The 14,911-nt window shown below is 72.6% G+C and carries 10 protein-coding genes; 5 read left to right on the top strand and 5 right to left on the bottom strand.

What is annotated here, in order from left to right:
* Position 1 precedes the first annotated feature (1 nt).
* From AC0VYL_RS20340 to AC0VYL_RS20330, 3 genes are all read right to left on the bottom strand, one after another.
* A complete protein-coding gene (locus tag AC0VYL_RS20340) occupies positions 2-601 on the bottom strand; it encodes a hypothetical protein (protein ID WP_475455101.1) in 600 nt (199 codons plus the stop codon).
* Positions 602-763: 162 nt separating this feature from the next.
* A complete protein-coding gene (locus tag AC0VYL_RS20335) occupies positions 764-2,518 on the bottom strand; it encodes a substrate-binding domain-containing protein (RefSeq protein WP_475481153.1) in 1,755 nt (584 codons plus the stop codon).
* Positions 2,519-2,711: 193 nt separating this feature from the next.
* On the bottom strand, positions 2,712-4,445 hold the full coding sequence (locus AC0VYL_RS20330) for a substrate-binding domain-containing protein (RefSeq protein WP_475481152.1): 1,734 nt from the start codon (positions 4,443-4,445) through the stop codon (positions 2,712-2,714).
* A 446-nt stretch (positions 4,446-4,891) separates the two neighbouring features.
* Here AC0VYL_RS20330 and AC0VYL_RS20325 point away from each other — a divergent pair, with 446 nt between their 5' ends.
* The 5 genes from AC0VYL_RS20325 (at position 4,892) to AC0VYL_RS20305 (ending at position 10,600) form a co-directional block, all read left to right on the top strand.
* Positions 4,892-5,485 carry a hypothetical protein gene (locus tag AC0VYL_RS20325; protein WP_475481151.1) on the top strand — a complete coding sequence of 198 codons (594 nt, stop codon included), beginning with the start codon at positions 4,892-4,894 and terminating at the stop codon, positions 5,483-5,485.
* A gap of 33 nt (positions 5,486-5,518) precedes the next feature.
* A complete protein-coding gene (locus AC0VYL_RS20320; RefSeq protein ID WP_475481150.1) occupies positions 5,519-6,361 on the top strand; it encodes a TrmH family RNA methyltransferase in 843 nt (280 codons plus the stop codon).
* A gap of 96 nt (positions 6,362-6,457) precedes the next feature.
* Entirely contained in the window at positions 6,458-7,378 is a 921-nt protein-coding gene (locus AC0VYL_RS20315) for a 2-hydroxyacid dehydrogenase (protein ID WP_475481149.1), read from the top strand.
* Between the two features lie 107 nt (positions 7,379-7,485).
* The gene (locus tag AC0VYL_RS20310) at positions 7,486-9,225 is read left to right on the top strand and encodes a bifunctional 3'-5' exonuclease/DNA polymerase (protein WP_475481148.1); all 1,740 of its coding nucleotides are present in this window, start codon (positions 7,486-7,488) and stop codon (positions 9,223-9,225) included.
* 196 nt (positions 9,226-9,421) lie between these two features.
* Positions 9,422-10,600, top strand: coding sequence for a C40 family peptidase (locus AC0VYL_RS20305; protein ID WP_475455089.1), 1,179 nt, complete (start codon positions 9,422-9,424; stop codon positions 10,598-10,600).
* A 363-nt stretch (positions 10,601-10,963) separates the two neighbouring features.
* On the opposite strand, the gene AC0VYL_RS20300 is transcribed toward AC0VYL_RS20305, so the two are convergent.
* Together AC0VYL_RS20300 and AC0VYL_RS20295 are read right to left on the bottom strand one after the other, a co-directional pair.
* Positions 10,964-12,772: a gamma-glutamyltransferase family protein gene (locus AC0VYL_RS20300; protein WP_475455087.1), complete on the bottom strand. Its 1,809-nt coding sequence runs from the start codon at positions 12,770-12,772 to the stop codon at positions 10,964-10,966.
* Positions 12,773-13,064: 292 nt separating this feature from the next.
* Positions 13,065-14,648: a hypothetical protein gene (locus AC0VYL_RS20295; protein ID WP_475481147.1), complete on the bottom strand. Its 1,584-nt coding sequence runs from the start codon at positions 14,646-14,648 to the stop codon at positions 13,065-13,067.
* Positions 14,649-14,911 lie beyond the last annotated feature (263 nt).

The following is a 14,911-nucleotide window of genomic DNA, read 5'->3' as shown; positions in this document are numbered from 1 at the left end:
TCTACGTGGTCACGGAGGGTCGCGGTTCGAGGGTGAGGGGCTCGGTCAGCACGTGCTCGGGATTCACCCGTCCGGGGGCGGTCGACAGGGATCCCGGGACCTGGTCGTGCCCGAAGTGCCCGCCCTTGGCCCACACGCGGGTCCGTTCCTCAGGCCGGTTCACCGGCCACAGGCCGGGCGGTCCGGCGGGCCAGCTCCTGGGCACGCCCCACGACTCCAGCCACTCCAGGATCGCCCCCAGGCCGAGGAGCGGACCGTCGGTGAACGGCTCCCGTTCCAGTGACACCACGGCGACCACCACGCAGACCCGCCCCTCGTCTCCGTGGTCCAGGAACCGGTCGAACCGGTCGGTGCGGCCCAGGGGGAGGTCGCTGCGCCGGGTGGCGGCCAGGGCCTGGGCCACCGCGCCGGTGCGCGGGTTCCACACCAGGTGGGCGGCCGTGCCCTCCCGGACCAGCCGGACCGCCTCCTCACGCGCCGACCACACGTCCGGGTCCGTTCCGGTCACGGTCCAGACGGCCCGGGGGGCGCCGGTCCCCGCGGCCGTGCGTGCGGGCGCGCCCTCGATCCTCTCGGCACCGGCCATCCACGCCTTCGCCATGGCACTCCCCAATCCGACCGCGGTGGGTCTCCGACCCGTCGATCCGGGCGCAGGAGGCGACGGGTCCCCGAATCCGGGCCCTTCCCGTGGTACGCCACCGGGAGTGGGAAGTCCATAGCGGACGGTGGGTGGACAGGTACATGTCACCTTCCGTTCCGGGCCCTACTCGTCCTCGTCCCCGACGATGCGCAGTGAGAAGGCCTGGAGGAAGATGTCCCCGATCTCGGTCGGGTCCTCGGTCATGTACGCGGCGCCGCCGGTGGCCGCCGCGATCTGCTGGAGCGGCTCCAGGTTCCGCACGTCCGGGCCGAAGGCGATCGTGATGATCGGGATCGGCCGCGAGGGGCTCGACATGGACTCCAGTTGGGACATCAGTTCGTCGAGTTCCATGCCCCCGGGGTTGTCGTCGTCCCCGTCGGTGAGCATGAGGATCACGTTGGTCCGGTCGGGCCGGTAGGTGCGCGACATCTCCTGGTACGCGGCCAGGTAGGTCTCGTACAGCGCGGTGTCGCCCTCGGGCAGCGGCTGCATCCCCTGGAGCGCGGCTCCCAGCACGTCCCGGTGCTCGTTCCCGGAGTCGTCGGTGGCCTGGAGCTCCCGGATCGGGGCGACCTCCTGGTAGTGGAGGTTGTTGTTGACGTTGGTGGAGAACTCCCACAGGCCCAGCTCGGAGCTGTCGGAGAACATCTGGAGGCCCTCGGCGGAGGCGGCCCCGGCCACCTGCATGCGGGTGAGCCCGGTACCGGGCACCTCGGCCAGCATCGACCCCGAGACGTCGACGATGGTCAGCACGCGGGAGTCCATCTTCAGCTGGTTCCAGAAGCGGGTCAGCTCGGTGATGGAGCCCTCGGAGGGCGCGGGCAGTTCCGTGGGCTCCTCCGGGCGGAACCCGGCGTCCCCGGTCAGCACGCCGTCGTCGAGCTGCCCCTCGGGTCCGCGGAACCCCTCGTCGAGGAGGCGTTCGGCCGCCTCTTCGGAGCGCACCGACGCCCGGAACACCTCTGCGGCACGGGTGATCTCGCTGTCCTCGCTCCGCACGATGTAGGGGTAGTCGAGGAAGTAGGTGCCGTCGTCGAGGTAGCTGGGCTGCGCGGCGGCGTCGGCGTGGGCCGTGTTGTACCGCCACACGGACTGTTCGGACATCACCATCACGGGCGGGGCCTCCGCGCTGCCCCCGCTCAGGGCGAGGAAGGCGGAGTCCTCGTCGGCGGAGGCGCCCCGGTGCAGGGACTGGAGCGCGGCGGTCATGTGCGCGTTGAAGGAGTCGGCGTCCGGGCTGGCCTCCTCCAGGGCGCCGTTGAGCAGGTAGAGGGTGGCCAGACCGCTGGAGCTGCGCGTCGGGTCGACCACGCGGACGACCCGGTCGGTCTCCTCGCCCGGGGCGGCGGTGGGGACCACGTCGGTCCAGGTGGTCCCCTCCCTGTCCTCGGCGAACTCCGCGAGTTCGGCCACCACCAGCGGGCTGCGGGCGACGGAGGTGCCGGTCTCGGTGATGACGGCGTCCCCGGCCTGGCTCTGGACCAGGCGCGGCCACACGGAGGAGTCGGGGATCCACACGTGGGAGTCGGTGTCACCGCTGGTGGCGCCGGAGCCGGTGATCTGGAAGGCGACGTCGGCGGAGTCGGCCTCACGCACGCTGGCGCGCACGCAGCGGTTGTCCACGGTGTGCTCTTCGGCGTTGAAGTCGCCGGCGACGTCGGCCAGGGCGGGCGCCAGCTCGGGGCTGACCGCCACGTTCAGTTCGATGTCGGAGCCGCCGCAGCCGTCGCCCTGACCGAACATGTACACACCCGCCACGGCGAGCCCGACCACTATCACCATCGCTGCGGCGAGGGCGGCCACGGCCCCGCCGCGTCCACGGCGGCGTCTGCTCCGGTCGGAGGGTCCTTCTGCGTACTTTCCGCGGTGACGTCCCACAGCTTTCCTCACGAGGTGGTGTACGGACGGGGTGTCGTACAGGGGGATGGGAGTGTCGGGCGCCCGGTGTTCGCGATACGGGCGAATCCGTGTGTACCGGCCGAGTTCCTGTCTTGCGCGACCTTCTGTGTGTTACCGGTGGGAACGTTACTCAACGCCCCGGGCCACGCGAACGGGGCCCGGGGCGGACGGGTCAGTTGTCGCAGTTGGGGACGCACAGACGCCGGGAGATCGAGCTCAGGAAGATGTCGCCGATCTCGTCCGGGTCCTCGGTCACGAAGGACGAACCGCTGGTCGCCCGAGCGATCTCGGCCAGCTCCGGGCCGTCCGCCTGCTCCCCGAAGGCGATGATGAACATCGTGACGGGGCGCTGGGGGTCGAACCGGTCCTGGAGGGCGGCGACCAGCTCCTGGTGGGAGAGGTCGCTGGTTCCCTCGTCCTGTCCCGCGGTCAGCAGGATGACGCTGTTGATCTTGTCCTCGTGGTAGTCGTCCTGGACCTCGTCGTAGGCGGCCAGGATGTTGTCGTACAGGCGCGACCCGCCGCCCTCGACCTCCAGTTCCTCGGCCACCCGCACCAGTTCCTGGCGTCGGGTGACGTCGCCGTCGTCGCCGGCGCCCAGCGGGTGCATGTCCGCCGCCCTGTCGCGGCCCTCGTCACCGAACTCCTCCGACATCAGCCACAGGCCCATGTCCGTCTCGTCGGGGAACAGGCCCAGGCCCATCAGCGCCGCCTGCTGGGCGACCTCGACGCGCCGCGGACCGCCGTTGAGGTCGTCCGCCATGTTCTGGGAGGTGTCGGCCAGCACGAGCGTGCGGGACGGCATGGAGAGCCGGTTCCAGTCGGTGACCGAGGCCAGCAGGGCGTCGCCGGTCAGGTCGTCCCCGACGGGCGGCTGCTCCGCGATGATCCCGGGCCGATCGGCCAGGACCGGGGCGGCCTCGCCGCCGGGGTCGCGGAAGCCCAGTTCGCGCAGGCTCTGCCGGTGTTCGCTGCCCCGGACGACCTCGTACAGGTCCGCCGCCGCGGCCTGGAGCTCCGCGTTCTCCGTGGTGGTCACGTACGGGTAGTCCAGGTTGACCGTGCCCTCGCTGACGTAGTGCGCCTGGAGCGCGGGCGCGGAGTCGGCGCGGCGTTCGTTGTAGTCCACCACGGCCTGCTCGGGGACGGCGATCACCGGGTCCACCCGGTCGTTGGAGGCGGCGGAACCGGTGAAGACGTTGGTGAGGTCGATCTCCCCGAAGGCGCTGTCCAGCTGGACGTCGCGCACGAAGTCGGTCATGGCGGTGTCGGCGGTGTCCCCGGAGCCCAGGTGCTCGCGGATCGCGCGCATCACCGTCATGCCGTCGGCGCCCCGGTTGGGGTCGACCATCACCACAGGGCGGTCCGGCTCGCGTTCGTCGGGCAGCAGCATGCTCCAGCTGGCGTCGTCCTGGTCCGGCATGCCCTCGGTGTCCGGGGGAGCGGCGAGCACGACCGGCGAGCTGGCCAGCGAGGGCGGGTCGGTCTCGATCCCGTGCGCCCCTCCGTCGGAGACCCGGGCCAGCTCGACCCAGGCGGAGGACTCCGGAACCCAGACGTGCGGGGCGATGGTGGAGTCACCGGTCTGGCCGCCGGTCAGGGCCGCCATGATCCGGTGGGGTGCGATCTCGTCGACCTGCGCGAACACGCACGCGTCGCCGTAGCCGGGCCGCTCCGCGTTGAACTCCGTCGCCGCCGCGCGCATCACCGGGGCGACGCTCTGGGTGGTCGAGACGCGCAGGTAGCGGGTCTCGCCGCAGCCCAGGGCGTTCATGGTGACCGGAACGGCGATCGCCGCGACGGCGATGAGGGCGACGACGATCGCGGTGATCCCCAACGGCGACCGCACCACCCTGCGGGTGTTCGCGGCGGTCGGTGAGGGGTGGCGGTGGCGTCCACTGGACACGGGAACTCCGGGGGTGTGGCGGGCTCCGGTCCCGGGGCGGGAGCCTCCCGGGGCCGGTCTTCAGGGGGCGGTCGCGGGGTTCGGCGCCGGCGCCCGCGGTGGGATCTCTGAGAACCATCGCGGGACGGAGGGCGTCACACACTGTGGATGTGATCGACCGACCGATGGCACACGAACGATTCCTCACCAGGACCTTACTCGTTGGTAATGCGGGAGCGGAAGGGGAGGGGTGGTCCGGCTCACAGCGCCCCCGGTGCGGGCCTCCCCGGAGCGCGGGGTGATCGCTTTGTTACGGTGCCCGGCGGGTAGCACTCCTCACTCCCGGCTACGATTGCCCGGTATTCGCTTGACCGATACTTGGCGTCCGTTTGGCCGAGCGCCCCGAGAACGGGGCCTCGCGCGTGGCGGTCGTCCCCCGTGACCAACCAAACCCTGAGGGTTATGGCATGTCCCATTCGCACAGTGACCGTAGGAGCCGAGGCAGTCTCGGCACCGTGCTGCTCGCCGGTGCCTGCTGCACCGGTGCGGTGGCCTACGCCGTGCTGGTCGCCCCCTCGATGCTGCCTCCGCAGGACGTGGAGACCACCAACGTCACGACCCCGGAGGTGCTCGGGAGCGTCATCGAGCCCGAGGAGGACTCGGCCGACCTGGAGGGTCCCGTCGGCCACCTCCGCATCAACGTCAGCGACCGGGGGCTGGCCTGGGTGCAGACCCTCAACTGCACCGGCGACCTGGCCTCCGACCCCGAGCCCTGCGCCGTGATGGCCGAGGCCGCCGCCGAGCTGGCCGGGGATCCGACCGCCGGCGACCCCGAGTCCGGGGCCGGCGAGGAGGAGCCCGACCAGGGGGTCTCCGGCGACCAGCTGTTCACCGAGGTCCGCTCGGGCACCGTCTGCACCGACAAGGTGTACGGCCCGCAGGAGGCGGCGATCGAGGGCACCTGGGAGGGCGAGGAGATCGACACCACACTCTCCCGCAAGGGCTCCTGTGAGGAGGCCCGTTGGCAGCGCCTGCGTGCCGTCACGGAGCAGATCGGCTGACCCACCCGGTCCCGCACGGGATAATCGCTGACCATGGATGTCATCAGGGTCAGTGACCCCGCCGACCCGCGTCTGGCCGACTACACCCGGCTGCGCGACGTCAACCTCCGTCGCCACCTGGAGACCGAGCACGGCCTGTTCATGGCCGAGGGCGACAAGGTGATCCGCCGCGCCGCCACCGCCGGGTTCGTCCCCCGCAGCTTCCTGCTCACCGAGCGTCGGGCCCGCGCCCTCGACGACGTCGTCTCCGGCTCCGGAGCCCCGCTGTACGTGGTGAGCGAGGAGACCGCCGAACGGCTGGTCGGCTTCGACCTGCACCGGGGCGCGCTCGCCGCCTACCACCGCGCCCCCCTGCCCGCGCTCGACGAGGTCCTGTCCGGTGCCCGGAGCATCGTGGTTCTGGAGGACCTGGTGGACCACACCAACGTCGGGGCGATCTTCCGCAGCGCCGCCGGTCTGGGCGTGGACGCCGTGGTGCTGGCGCCGCGCTGCGCGGACCCCCTCTACCGCAGGTCCGTGAAGGTGTCGATGGGCGCCGTCTTCACCCTGCCCTACACCCGCCTCGACGACTGGTACGGCGGCCTGGACACCCTGCGCGAGGCCGGTTTCGACCTGATGGCCCTCACCCCCGGAGAGGGGTCGCTGCCGCTGCGCGAGGCGATGGACGCCCTCGCACCCGACGCCAGGGTGGGGCTGCTGCTCGGTACCGAGGGCGACGGTCTGTCCGCGCGCTGGCTGGAGCGGGCCACCTCCCGCGTCCACATTCCGATGGCCGACCGCGACGTCGACTCGCTCAACGTCACGGCCGCCGCGGCCGTCGCCTGCTACGAGCTCTCGCGCTTCGGCGCCGTGGCGGCGCGGGACCACCGGGTCTGACCGGGAGCCGGGCCGCGCACCCGCCCTCGGCCCCGCACCCGGGCGAGCCCCTAGGGTGTCGGGTGACACGGACCGAGCAGAAGGAGAGCGGGCGACATGGGCGGCCGAGCACTGGTGCAGTGGGAGCAGAACAGGGACAACGCGCCCCGATCGCTCCACGTCGACCTCTACACCGGGGGTCCGGCCCCCGACGAGGGACTGGAGGACGTCACCTTCTACCAGGTGCCCTACGCGCCCTCCACCCAGGGCGTGGACGAACGGCTGGACGTCATCGCGCGCATGCCCGAGCTCAGGGTGGTGCAGCTGGTCTCGGCCGGGTACGAGCAGGTCCTCGACCTCCTGCCGGACCACGTGACCCTGTGCAACGGCCGGGGTCTGCACGACGCCACTACCGCCGAGCACACGCTCGCGCTCATCCTCGCCTCGCAGCGCGACCTGCCCCGGTGGGCGATCGACCAGCGCGAACACCGCTGGGGATCGGTCCCGCAGCGGTCGTTGGCCGACTCCCGGGTGGTCATCGTCGGCTACGGCAGCATCGGGCAGGCCATCGAGCGGCGCCTGATTCCCTTCGAGACCGAGGTGGTCCGGGTGGCCAGCCGTGCCCGACCGGAGGAGGACGTGCACGGGGTGGACGAACTCCCCGACCTGCTGCCGGGCGCGGACGTGGTCGTCCTGGTCACCCCGCTCACCGAGCGGACGAGGGGCCTGTTCGGCGCGGACGAGTTCGCGCTGCTGCGTGACGACGCCCTGGTGGTCAACGTGGGCCGGGGCGCCGTGATGGACACCGGTGCCCTGCTCGCCCAGAACGGCCGGGTCCGGGCGGCCCTGGACGTCACCGACCCCGAACCGCTTCCGGTCGCCCATCCGCTGTGGGACGCCCCCGGCGTGTACCTCACGCCGCACGTGGCGGGCGGTTCCGCCGCCTTCTACCCCCGCGCTCGCGCCTTCATGGACGCACAGCTCGCCCGCTGGGCCTCCGAGGAGCCCCTGGAGAACGTGGTGCGCCCCGGCGGCTAGGGGCCTGTTCCCCGGACGCCGCGCGGGACGGCGGGTACGGAGCGGACCGCGCCCTCCGGCCCGTGCGGCGGCCGCCGTTTGTCGGTCTCCCGGGGGAGACTGGGCCCATGCGGATCGCGGTGGTCGCCGACGGCGAGGGCGGTGGATGGCTGCGTGAGCTCGGGGAGGGCGCCGCGGCCGCTCCGGCACGCCGGGTGGGAGACCTCGCCGCCGCCGTGCGCGCGATCGAGGAGGACCGTTCCGGGAGGGACGGGACGGAGGAACCCGTCGCGGAGAGCGGGGGAGGGGACGGCGGGGTCGTGCCCGTCCGGTGGGTCTGGGCGGACACCGGCGACCTCTACCCCGACCTGGTCCGCGCCGGGGTGCGCGTGGCCCGCTGCCACGACGTCGGCCTGACCGAGGCCCTGTTGCTGGGCCACGGGGCCCGGCACTCCGAACCGCACTCCCTGGGCGCGTCCTGGGCCCGCCTGCACGACCTCCCGGTCCCCGACGACCCGGTGCGGCCGCTGGGCGAGGGGACCGCCGCGCAACCCGCGCTGTTCGAGGCCGACCGCTCCACACTCCCGCCCGGCACGGACCGGCTGGCCGCCCTGGTGGAGGTCCACGACGACCAGCGAAGACGGGTCGCGGCGCTGCCCGAACCGGGGCGGATGGCGCTGCTGGTCGCCGTGGAGTCCGCGGGAGCGTTGGCCGCCGTGGAGATGAGCCACGACGGCCTTCCCTGGCGCCCGGACGTCCACGACCGGGTACTCACCGAGATCCTCGGCCCGCGACCGCGCGCGGGTGAGCGCCCGGCGGTCCTCGCCGACCTGGTCACGCGGATCGGGGAGGTCGTCGGCCACGAGGTCAACCCGGACTCGCCCGCGCAGGTCCTCAGGGCGATGGCGTGGGTCGGCCACCCCGTGGAGTCCACCCGGTCCTGGGTCCTGGAGGAGGTGGACCACCCGCTCGTCCCGCTGCTGCTGCGCTACAAGGAGCTCGCCCGCCTGTACTCCGCCAACGGCTGGTCCTGGCTGGAGACCTGGGTGCGCGAGCTCCCCCGCGAGGACGCCGACGGCCCCCGGCTGGGCCGCTTCCAGCCCGACTACGTGGTGGGCGGGGTGGTCTCCGGGCGGTGGGCCACCCGGGGCGGCGGCGCCCTCCAGATCCCCAAGTCGGTCCGCCGGGCCGTGCGGGCCGACCCGGGCTGGGTCCTGGTCCGCGCCGACGCCGGGCAGCTCGAACCCCGGGTGCTGGCGGCCGTCTCCGGGGACGCCGCCCTTGCCGCCGCCGCGGCCGAGGAGGACCTGTACGCCCGGCTCGCCGTGCACGTGGGCGACGACCGCGAACGCGCGAAGATCGGCCTGCTCGCCGCCATGTACGGGCAGACCTCCGGCGACGCCGCGCCGCTGCTGGCCACGATGCGCCGCCTCTACCCCCGGGCCCTGGAGTACGTGGACTCCGCCGCCCGCACGGGTGAGGGCGGCGGGATCGTCCGTTCCTGGCTGGGCCGCACCTCTCCCGCCCCGCACGACTGGTCGGCGACGGTCGCCGCCACCGACGGTGACCGCCGACGCCGCGCCCACGGCCGGTTCACCCGCAACTTCGTCGTCCAGGCCACCGCCGCCGAGTGGGCGCTGGTCCTGCTCGCCGCGCTCCGCCAGGAACTCCCCTGGGCCCCCGAAGGCGGCGGGATCGTCTTCTTCGTCCATGACGAGGTGGTCCTGCACGTGCCCGAGGAGCGCGCGGAGGAGACCGTCCGCACCATCGACCGCGCCCAGGAACGGACCCGCACCATCCTCTTCGGGGACACTCCGGTCCGCTTTCCCCTCTCCGTTTCGGTTACGGACTGTTATGCGGACCTGTGACGCAACGCCGAAAGACGGGATATCCCCAGGGAACGGACAAGCGGCTGATAGGTGGACGTCCGGTATCGGACGGCGTGGGCGTCTTGCAAACGCGACCAGGTGCACCCATTCTTGGACCCGGACCATGTCATCTAAGGCCGTGCGCCGCAGCGCCTCCCCCCGCCCGCCGCGGTCCCAGAAAGGGTGATCGACCCCCGTGCGGAACCGTCTCAGAACATGTGCGGGTACCACGGCCGCCTTCGCGGTCGCCTTCACGGCCCTCGGGGCCGGGCCCGCCTGGGCCGACCCCGTCGTCCAGGACCGGCCTCCCCTCTCCGAACAGCTCTCCCCCGAGTCCGCCACCCCCAGCGGCTCCGCACCCCGCGCGGCCGAATCCCCGACCGAAACCCCCGACGTCGCGGACGTCGCGGAACTCAGGCGCGACACCTACGTCGCGCCCTTCCGTGAGGCGCGCTCCGTCGAGTACTTCGCGGTGTCCCCCGAACGGCTTCCCCGCGAGGTCGTCGACGCCGTCCGCGACATCGACGGCGTGGACGACGTCCTGACCGTCGACGCCGCACGGGTGGAGGTCGACGGCCAGCCCACCTCGGTGCTGGGCGTCAACCCCTCCAGCTTCCGCAACCACGCCCCCCGGCCCTCCGCCGAGTCCGACGAGATCTGGCAGGGGGTCGCGGAGGGCCACGTCGCGCTGTCCAAGGACGTCGGCACCGAACGCGAACTGGACGTCGGCGGCGAGATCACCCTCGCCGGAGGCAACGGCGAGGTCCCCCTGGAGGTGTGGACGCACGCCACCTCCGGCATCGCCGGGATCGACGCCCTCGTCTCCCGCGAACTCGCCCGTGAACTGGGCATGCCCGAGGGCAACGCCCTGGTCGTCTCCGCCCCCGACGCCGACCTGTGGGACCTGCACGAGGAGATGGAGGAGATCCTCGGGGAGGACGCCTCCCTCCAGCTGGTGGCCGACGCTCCCGAACCCCGGGTCGACGGCGACGCCGTGCCCTCCTCGGTGATCGAACGGATCATCGCCAACGCCGAGACCCAGCTCGGTGTCCCCTACGTGTGGGGCGGGACCACCCCCGACGTCGGCTTCGACTGCTCCGGCCTGCTCCAGTGGGCGTTCCAGGAGGAGGGCGTGTCCATCCCGCGCGTCACCCACGACCAGTGGAACGCGGGCGAGCGCGTGGAGTGGGACGACCTCGAACGCGGTGACCTGTTGTTCTGGCGTTCGGACCCGACCGCGCCGGACTACATCTCGCACGTGGCGATCTACCTCGGTGACGGCCAGATGCTGGAGGCGCCGCGCACCGGTCTGGACGTGCGGGTCACCCCCGTGCGCACCGCCAACTACGCGGGCGCGGTGCGCGTCAGCACCTGATCCCCGGCCCGGACCCCGGAAACGGGAAGGGCCGTGGTGCCACCGGGGCGGTGGCACCACGGCCCTTCCTTCTCCATGTCCGAAAAACCGCCGGGAGGGGAAGGCAGGCCTCGGTTAGGAGGGGGGACAGGGCCGCCGCTGAGGGAGGGGGAGACAGCGGTGGTCGGCCCTTGGGTGGTATGGAGTTGTGGCGGGGATTCCACGACCTCGCAGGCCGGGGTCCCGCCGCACAGGTCTACATAAGCAGTGACCGACCGATTTGGCAAGAGGTCCGGTCAAGCCATGCCACTACCCCCAGGCCGCGACAAAGCCCCCTCCTGTCCAGTCGGAGGGGGCTTCCGTACGTTTTCGTCTGCCCGCCGGTCAGCGCCCGGCGGCGTACCCCTGCGCGCCCCGGGGGTCGGCCGCCGCGCGGAGCTCACCGCTCTCCGGGTCCCGGGCGACCGCCGCCAGACGGCCCAGCGACCACTCCTGGGCGACCTGCACCCGGTGGCCCCGGCGTCGGAGGTCGTCGACGACCCCCTCACCCACGCCCGGCTCCACGACCAGGTCGCCTGGAACGGTCTCGCGGGGGTGGAAGGAGCTGGGGAAGGCGTTGGTGTGGAACATGGGTGTGTCCAGGGCCTCCTGGAGGTCGTCCACGCCGTTGAGCACCCGCACCAGGGCCGTGGTGGTCCACTGGTCCTGCTGGTCACCGCCGGGGGTGCCGATGGCCAGGACCGCCTCGCCGTCCGCACGGGTCACCAGGGTGGGGGAGAGGGTGGTGCGGGGGCGACGGCGCGGTGCCAGCGCGTTGGGCGAGGCCGGGTCGAGCCAGAACATCTGCGCCCGCGTGCCCAGGGGGAACCCGAGTTCGGGGATGAGCGGCGAGCTGCTGAACCAGCCGCCGCTGGGCGTCGCGGAGACCATGTTGCCGTCGGCGTCCACCACGTCCACGTGACAGGTGTCGCCGCGCAGGTCGGTGGGGGTCCGCCCGGCGGCGTCGCGGACGGTGGGCTCGCCGGTGGTGCGGTCGCCCGGGGCCTCCCCGGCCAGGTACACCGGCGCCTCGTAGGGGACGCGGCCGCCGGGCGCACCCGGGTGCGGCTCCAGGTCGGCGCGCCCGTCGCTGATCCCGCGCACCCGCTCGGCGGCGTAGTCGGGGCTGAGCAGGTCCTTCAGCGGGACGTCGACGAACCCGGGGTCGCCGTACCAGCCCTCACGGTCCGCGAAGGCGAGCTTGGCGATCTCGGTGCTCCAGTGCACGAAGTCCGAGCTCACGCCCTGGCGCGCGTCGGTCCCGACCCCGGCCGCCTCGGCCATGCGCAGCTGCTGGAGCATGACGGGTCCCTGGCCCCAGGGTCCCGTCTTGTGCACGGTGTGGGAACCGTAGACGGTGCTGACGGTGTCCTCGTAGGAGGCGCTCCAGTCGGCCATGTCCTGTGCGGTCAGCAGGGCCCGCTGGGGCTCGCCGTGGCCGTTCGGGACGGGACGGGAGAGGAACGCGCCGACCGCCTCCGCGACGAAGCCCTGGTACCAGGAACGGCGTGCCGCCTCGATCTGGGCCTCGCGGTCGCCGCCCGCCGCCTCGGCCTCGGAGACCACGCGCCGGTAGGTGGCGGCGAGCGCCGGGTTGCGCAGCCGCGTTCCGGCGGCGGGGGCGGCGCCGTGCGGCAGGTAGACGGCGGCCGAGCCCGCCCAGTGCCGGGAGAACACCGGGGTGAGCGCCTCCAGCGCGGCGGCGATCCTGCCCAGGACGGGGTAGCCGCGCTCGGCCAGGCCGATGGCGTGGTCCAGGACCTCGCGGACGGACATGGTGCCGTGGTCGCGCAGGAGCTGCATCCAGGCGTCGAAGGCCCCGGGGACGGTGGCGGCGAGGACCCCGCTGCCGGGGACACGGTCGAGCCCCAGCTCCTCGAAGGCCCCGATGGTGGCGGCGGCGGGCGAGACGCCCTGGCCGCAGAGCACGCGCGGGGAGCCGCCCCGGGCCTGGAAGACGACGGGGACCTCGCCGCCGGGGCCGTTCAGGTGGGGTTCGACGACCTGGAGGGTGAAGCCCGCGGCGACCGCCGCGTCGAAGGCGTTGCCACCGCGCTCCAGGACGGACATGCCGGTGGCGCTGGCCAACCAGTGGGTGGAGGCGACCATGCCGAAGTCGCCGCGGAGCTGGGGTCGGGTGGTGAATCCGGACATGATCGCAGTCCTCCTGCGGACGGGGGAGGGCGGGTTCGCCGCCCGTCTGGGGGTGTCGCTCCGGGACGGAGGACGGGGCGCCGACCGGTCCTCGGTGGAAACCGGCCGATCGAGGGTGACGGTACAGCATGGATTGACCCGGATGTCGGGTCATCGGGGGTTCGGGACCTTGGTTGTCGGTCGCGGCCGGGAAGGTGTCGGCGGCACGGGCCCCGGGCATCACCGAAGCCCGGCCGTGAACGCGTTCGGCTTCACGACCGGGCTTCGGTCAACGCAGGTCAGACGGTGAGGTTCAGGAGTTCTCCACCGGGATGGACCACGGCAGGGAGTCCCAGAGTTCCGCCCATTCCTCGGCGCCCACGGGGTCCGTCACCGGACCGGTCCCGGTGGCGTCGTGACTCATCCTCCGGACCTCGTCCATCGAGCTGGACATGCTCCGGTCGTTCTCCTGGGCGAGCTCACCGATGATCCCGGAGACCTCCGCGAGGACCTCCTCGACCTCGGCGGGCTCCATGCCGAACCGCTCCGCGCAGTCGTTGGTGGCGACCGCCCTGTCGCCCTCGTCGCCGTAGTACCAGACCGTGGCCAGCAGACGGTCGCGCTCGGCGTCGTTGAGGTCGGACCCGGACAGCGCCCGCTCGACGAGCGCGCCGCTGGTTCCGGTCATCCGAGCGGTGTCGAGCTCGGACTCGCCGGAGCCGAAGTCGACGAAGTGCTCGGTCAGGCAGGTCTTGACCTCACGCGAGGAGACGTTCTCGGGGAGGCTGGGCTGGTCCGGGGACGCGGCCTCCTCCTGGGTCGGAGCCTCGTCGACGACCGGGGTCGTCTCGGCGGTGGCCTCCTCGACCGGGGCCTCCTCGACCGGGGTGATCTCGTCGAGCTCGGCGCCGTCGACCACCTCCTCGTCCACGGGGGCCTGCTCCTGGGACGGAGCCTCCTCGGCGGGAGCCTCCGCGACGGGGGTCTCCTTCACGGGCGCCTCTTCGACGGGAGCCTCCGCGCCCGGGGCTTCCTCAGCCGGGGCCTCCGCTGCGGGAGTCTCCTCGGCCGGTGCGGCCTCGGCGGGAGCCTCCTCGACCGGAGCCTCCTGAGCCGGAGCCTCCGCAACAGGGGCCTCCTCAGCTGGGGCCTCCTCAGCCGGGGCCTCCGCTGCGGGGGTCTCCTCGGCTGGTGCGGCCTCGGCGGGAGCCTCCTCGGCCGGGGCCTCCTCCACGGGGGCTTCCTCGGTGGTCGCCACGTCGGCGGCCTCCCCGGCCGGGGGGTCCGCCTCGGCCGCGACGGCACTGGCGTCCTCGGCGGCCGGTGCCTCCGTCTCGGCCTGCGGCGCCGTCTCGTCGATGACACCCTCCGCGAGCTTCACCAGCTCCGCGCGCTCCCAGCGCTCCGGCTGGAGGTGCGTGGCGACGGCGACACCCGGGCTCTCCACCCAGAAGAGGTCGCCGGTCTCCTCGGACAGGTACGCGCCGTGCTCGAACGACCCGCCCGCCGGGACCTCCTCCAGGGAGCTGGCCGAAAGGTGGCTGTACCGGGTCTCGCGGACGTCCTCCAGGTCCTGGAGGCGGTCCGAACGCAGGACGGAGACCCGGCCGTACAGCTGGTCCGGTCCCTGCACCCACGAGAGCTGGGACTGGCTGTTGCCCTGACGGTCCGTCGTGGACGTGGCGTTGATGCCGTACCGCTCCAGACCGGCGGGCAGGTAGGTGATCTCGAACCCGTCGATGCTGAAGGTGGACACCCCCTGCCGCACGACCGGCCAGCTGAGCGTCCCCGTGTTCTCGTCGTCCGCCGCCGCGGGTCCGGCGAGGCCGATCAGCCCCGTCGTGGAGATCGCGGCGGCACTGAAGAGCGCGACCCACCTCGTGTGGTGCTTGCGCATGAGAGTTCCTTCCCATCGACTACTACACGTGATGTTTACAGGACTCTCTGTGATTATGGAGGGGGCTTACAGTCAAAAATCGGACATGAAGCGATCAATTGCCTACATGGGGTGAGATTGAAGCGTGGGGTTCCCGTGGCCCGAGGGGCGCGGACCCACCAGAAGATGGGCGTCGGATCACCGGCTGCTCCGCGCGTGGTCACCGTCCGGTCACCAGGCGCACTCACCCTGAGGTAGCAGTCGGCCAGTCCACGCGTACTTGG

The organism is Nocardiopsis sp. iso_238, from assembly GCF_056173325.1.
Note: the sequence above shows the minus strand (reverse complement) of the source record. Positions and strands in the feature narration are given on the sequence as shown.

Excerpts from the sequence above, each read along its gene's own strand:
- AC0VYL_RS20325 (WP_475481151.1), top strand. The coding sequence starts at position 4,892 with ATGTCCCATTCGCACAGTGACCGTAGGAGCCGAGGCAGTCTCGGCACC.
- AC0VYL_RS20310 (WP_475481148.1), top strand. The coding sequence starts at position 7,486 with ATGCGGATCGCGGTGGTCGCCGACGGCGAGGGCGGTGGATGGCTGCGT.
- AC0VYL_RS20320 (WP_475481150.1), top strand. The coding sequence starts at position 5,519 with ATGGATGTCATCAGGGTCAGTGACCCCGCCGACCCGCGTCTGGCCGAC.
- AC0VYL_RS20295 (WP_475481147.1), bottom strand. The coding sequence starts at position 14,648 with ATGCGCAAGCACCACACGAGGTGGGTCGCGCTCTTCAGTGCCGCCGCG.
- AC0VYL_RS20300 (WP_475455087.1), bottom strand. The coding sequence starts at position 12,772 with ATGTCCGGATTCACCACCCGACCCCAGCTCCGCGGCGACTTCGGCATG.
- AC0VYL_RS20340 (WP_475455101.1), bottom strand. The coding sequence starts at position 601 with ATGGCGAAGGCGTGGATGGCCGGTGCCGAGAGGATCGAGGGCGCGCCC.
- AC0VYL_RS20315 (WP_475481149.1), top strand. The coding sequence starts at position 6,458 with ATGGGCGGCCGAGCACTGGTGCAGTGGGAGCAGAACAGGGACAACGCG.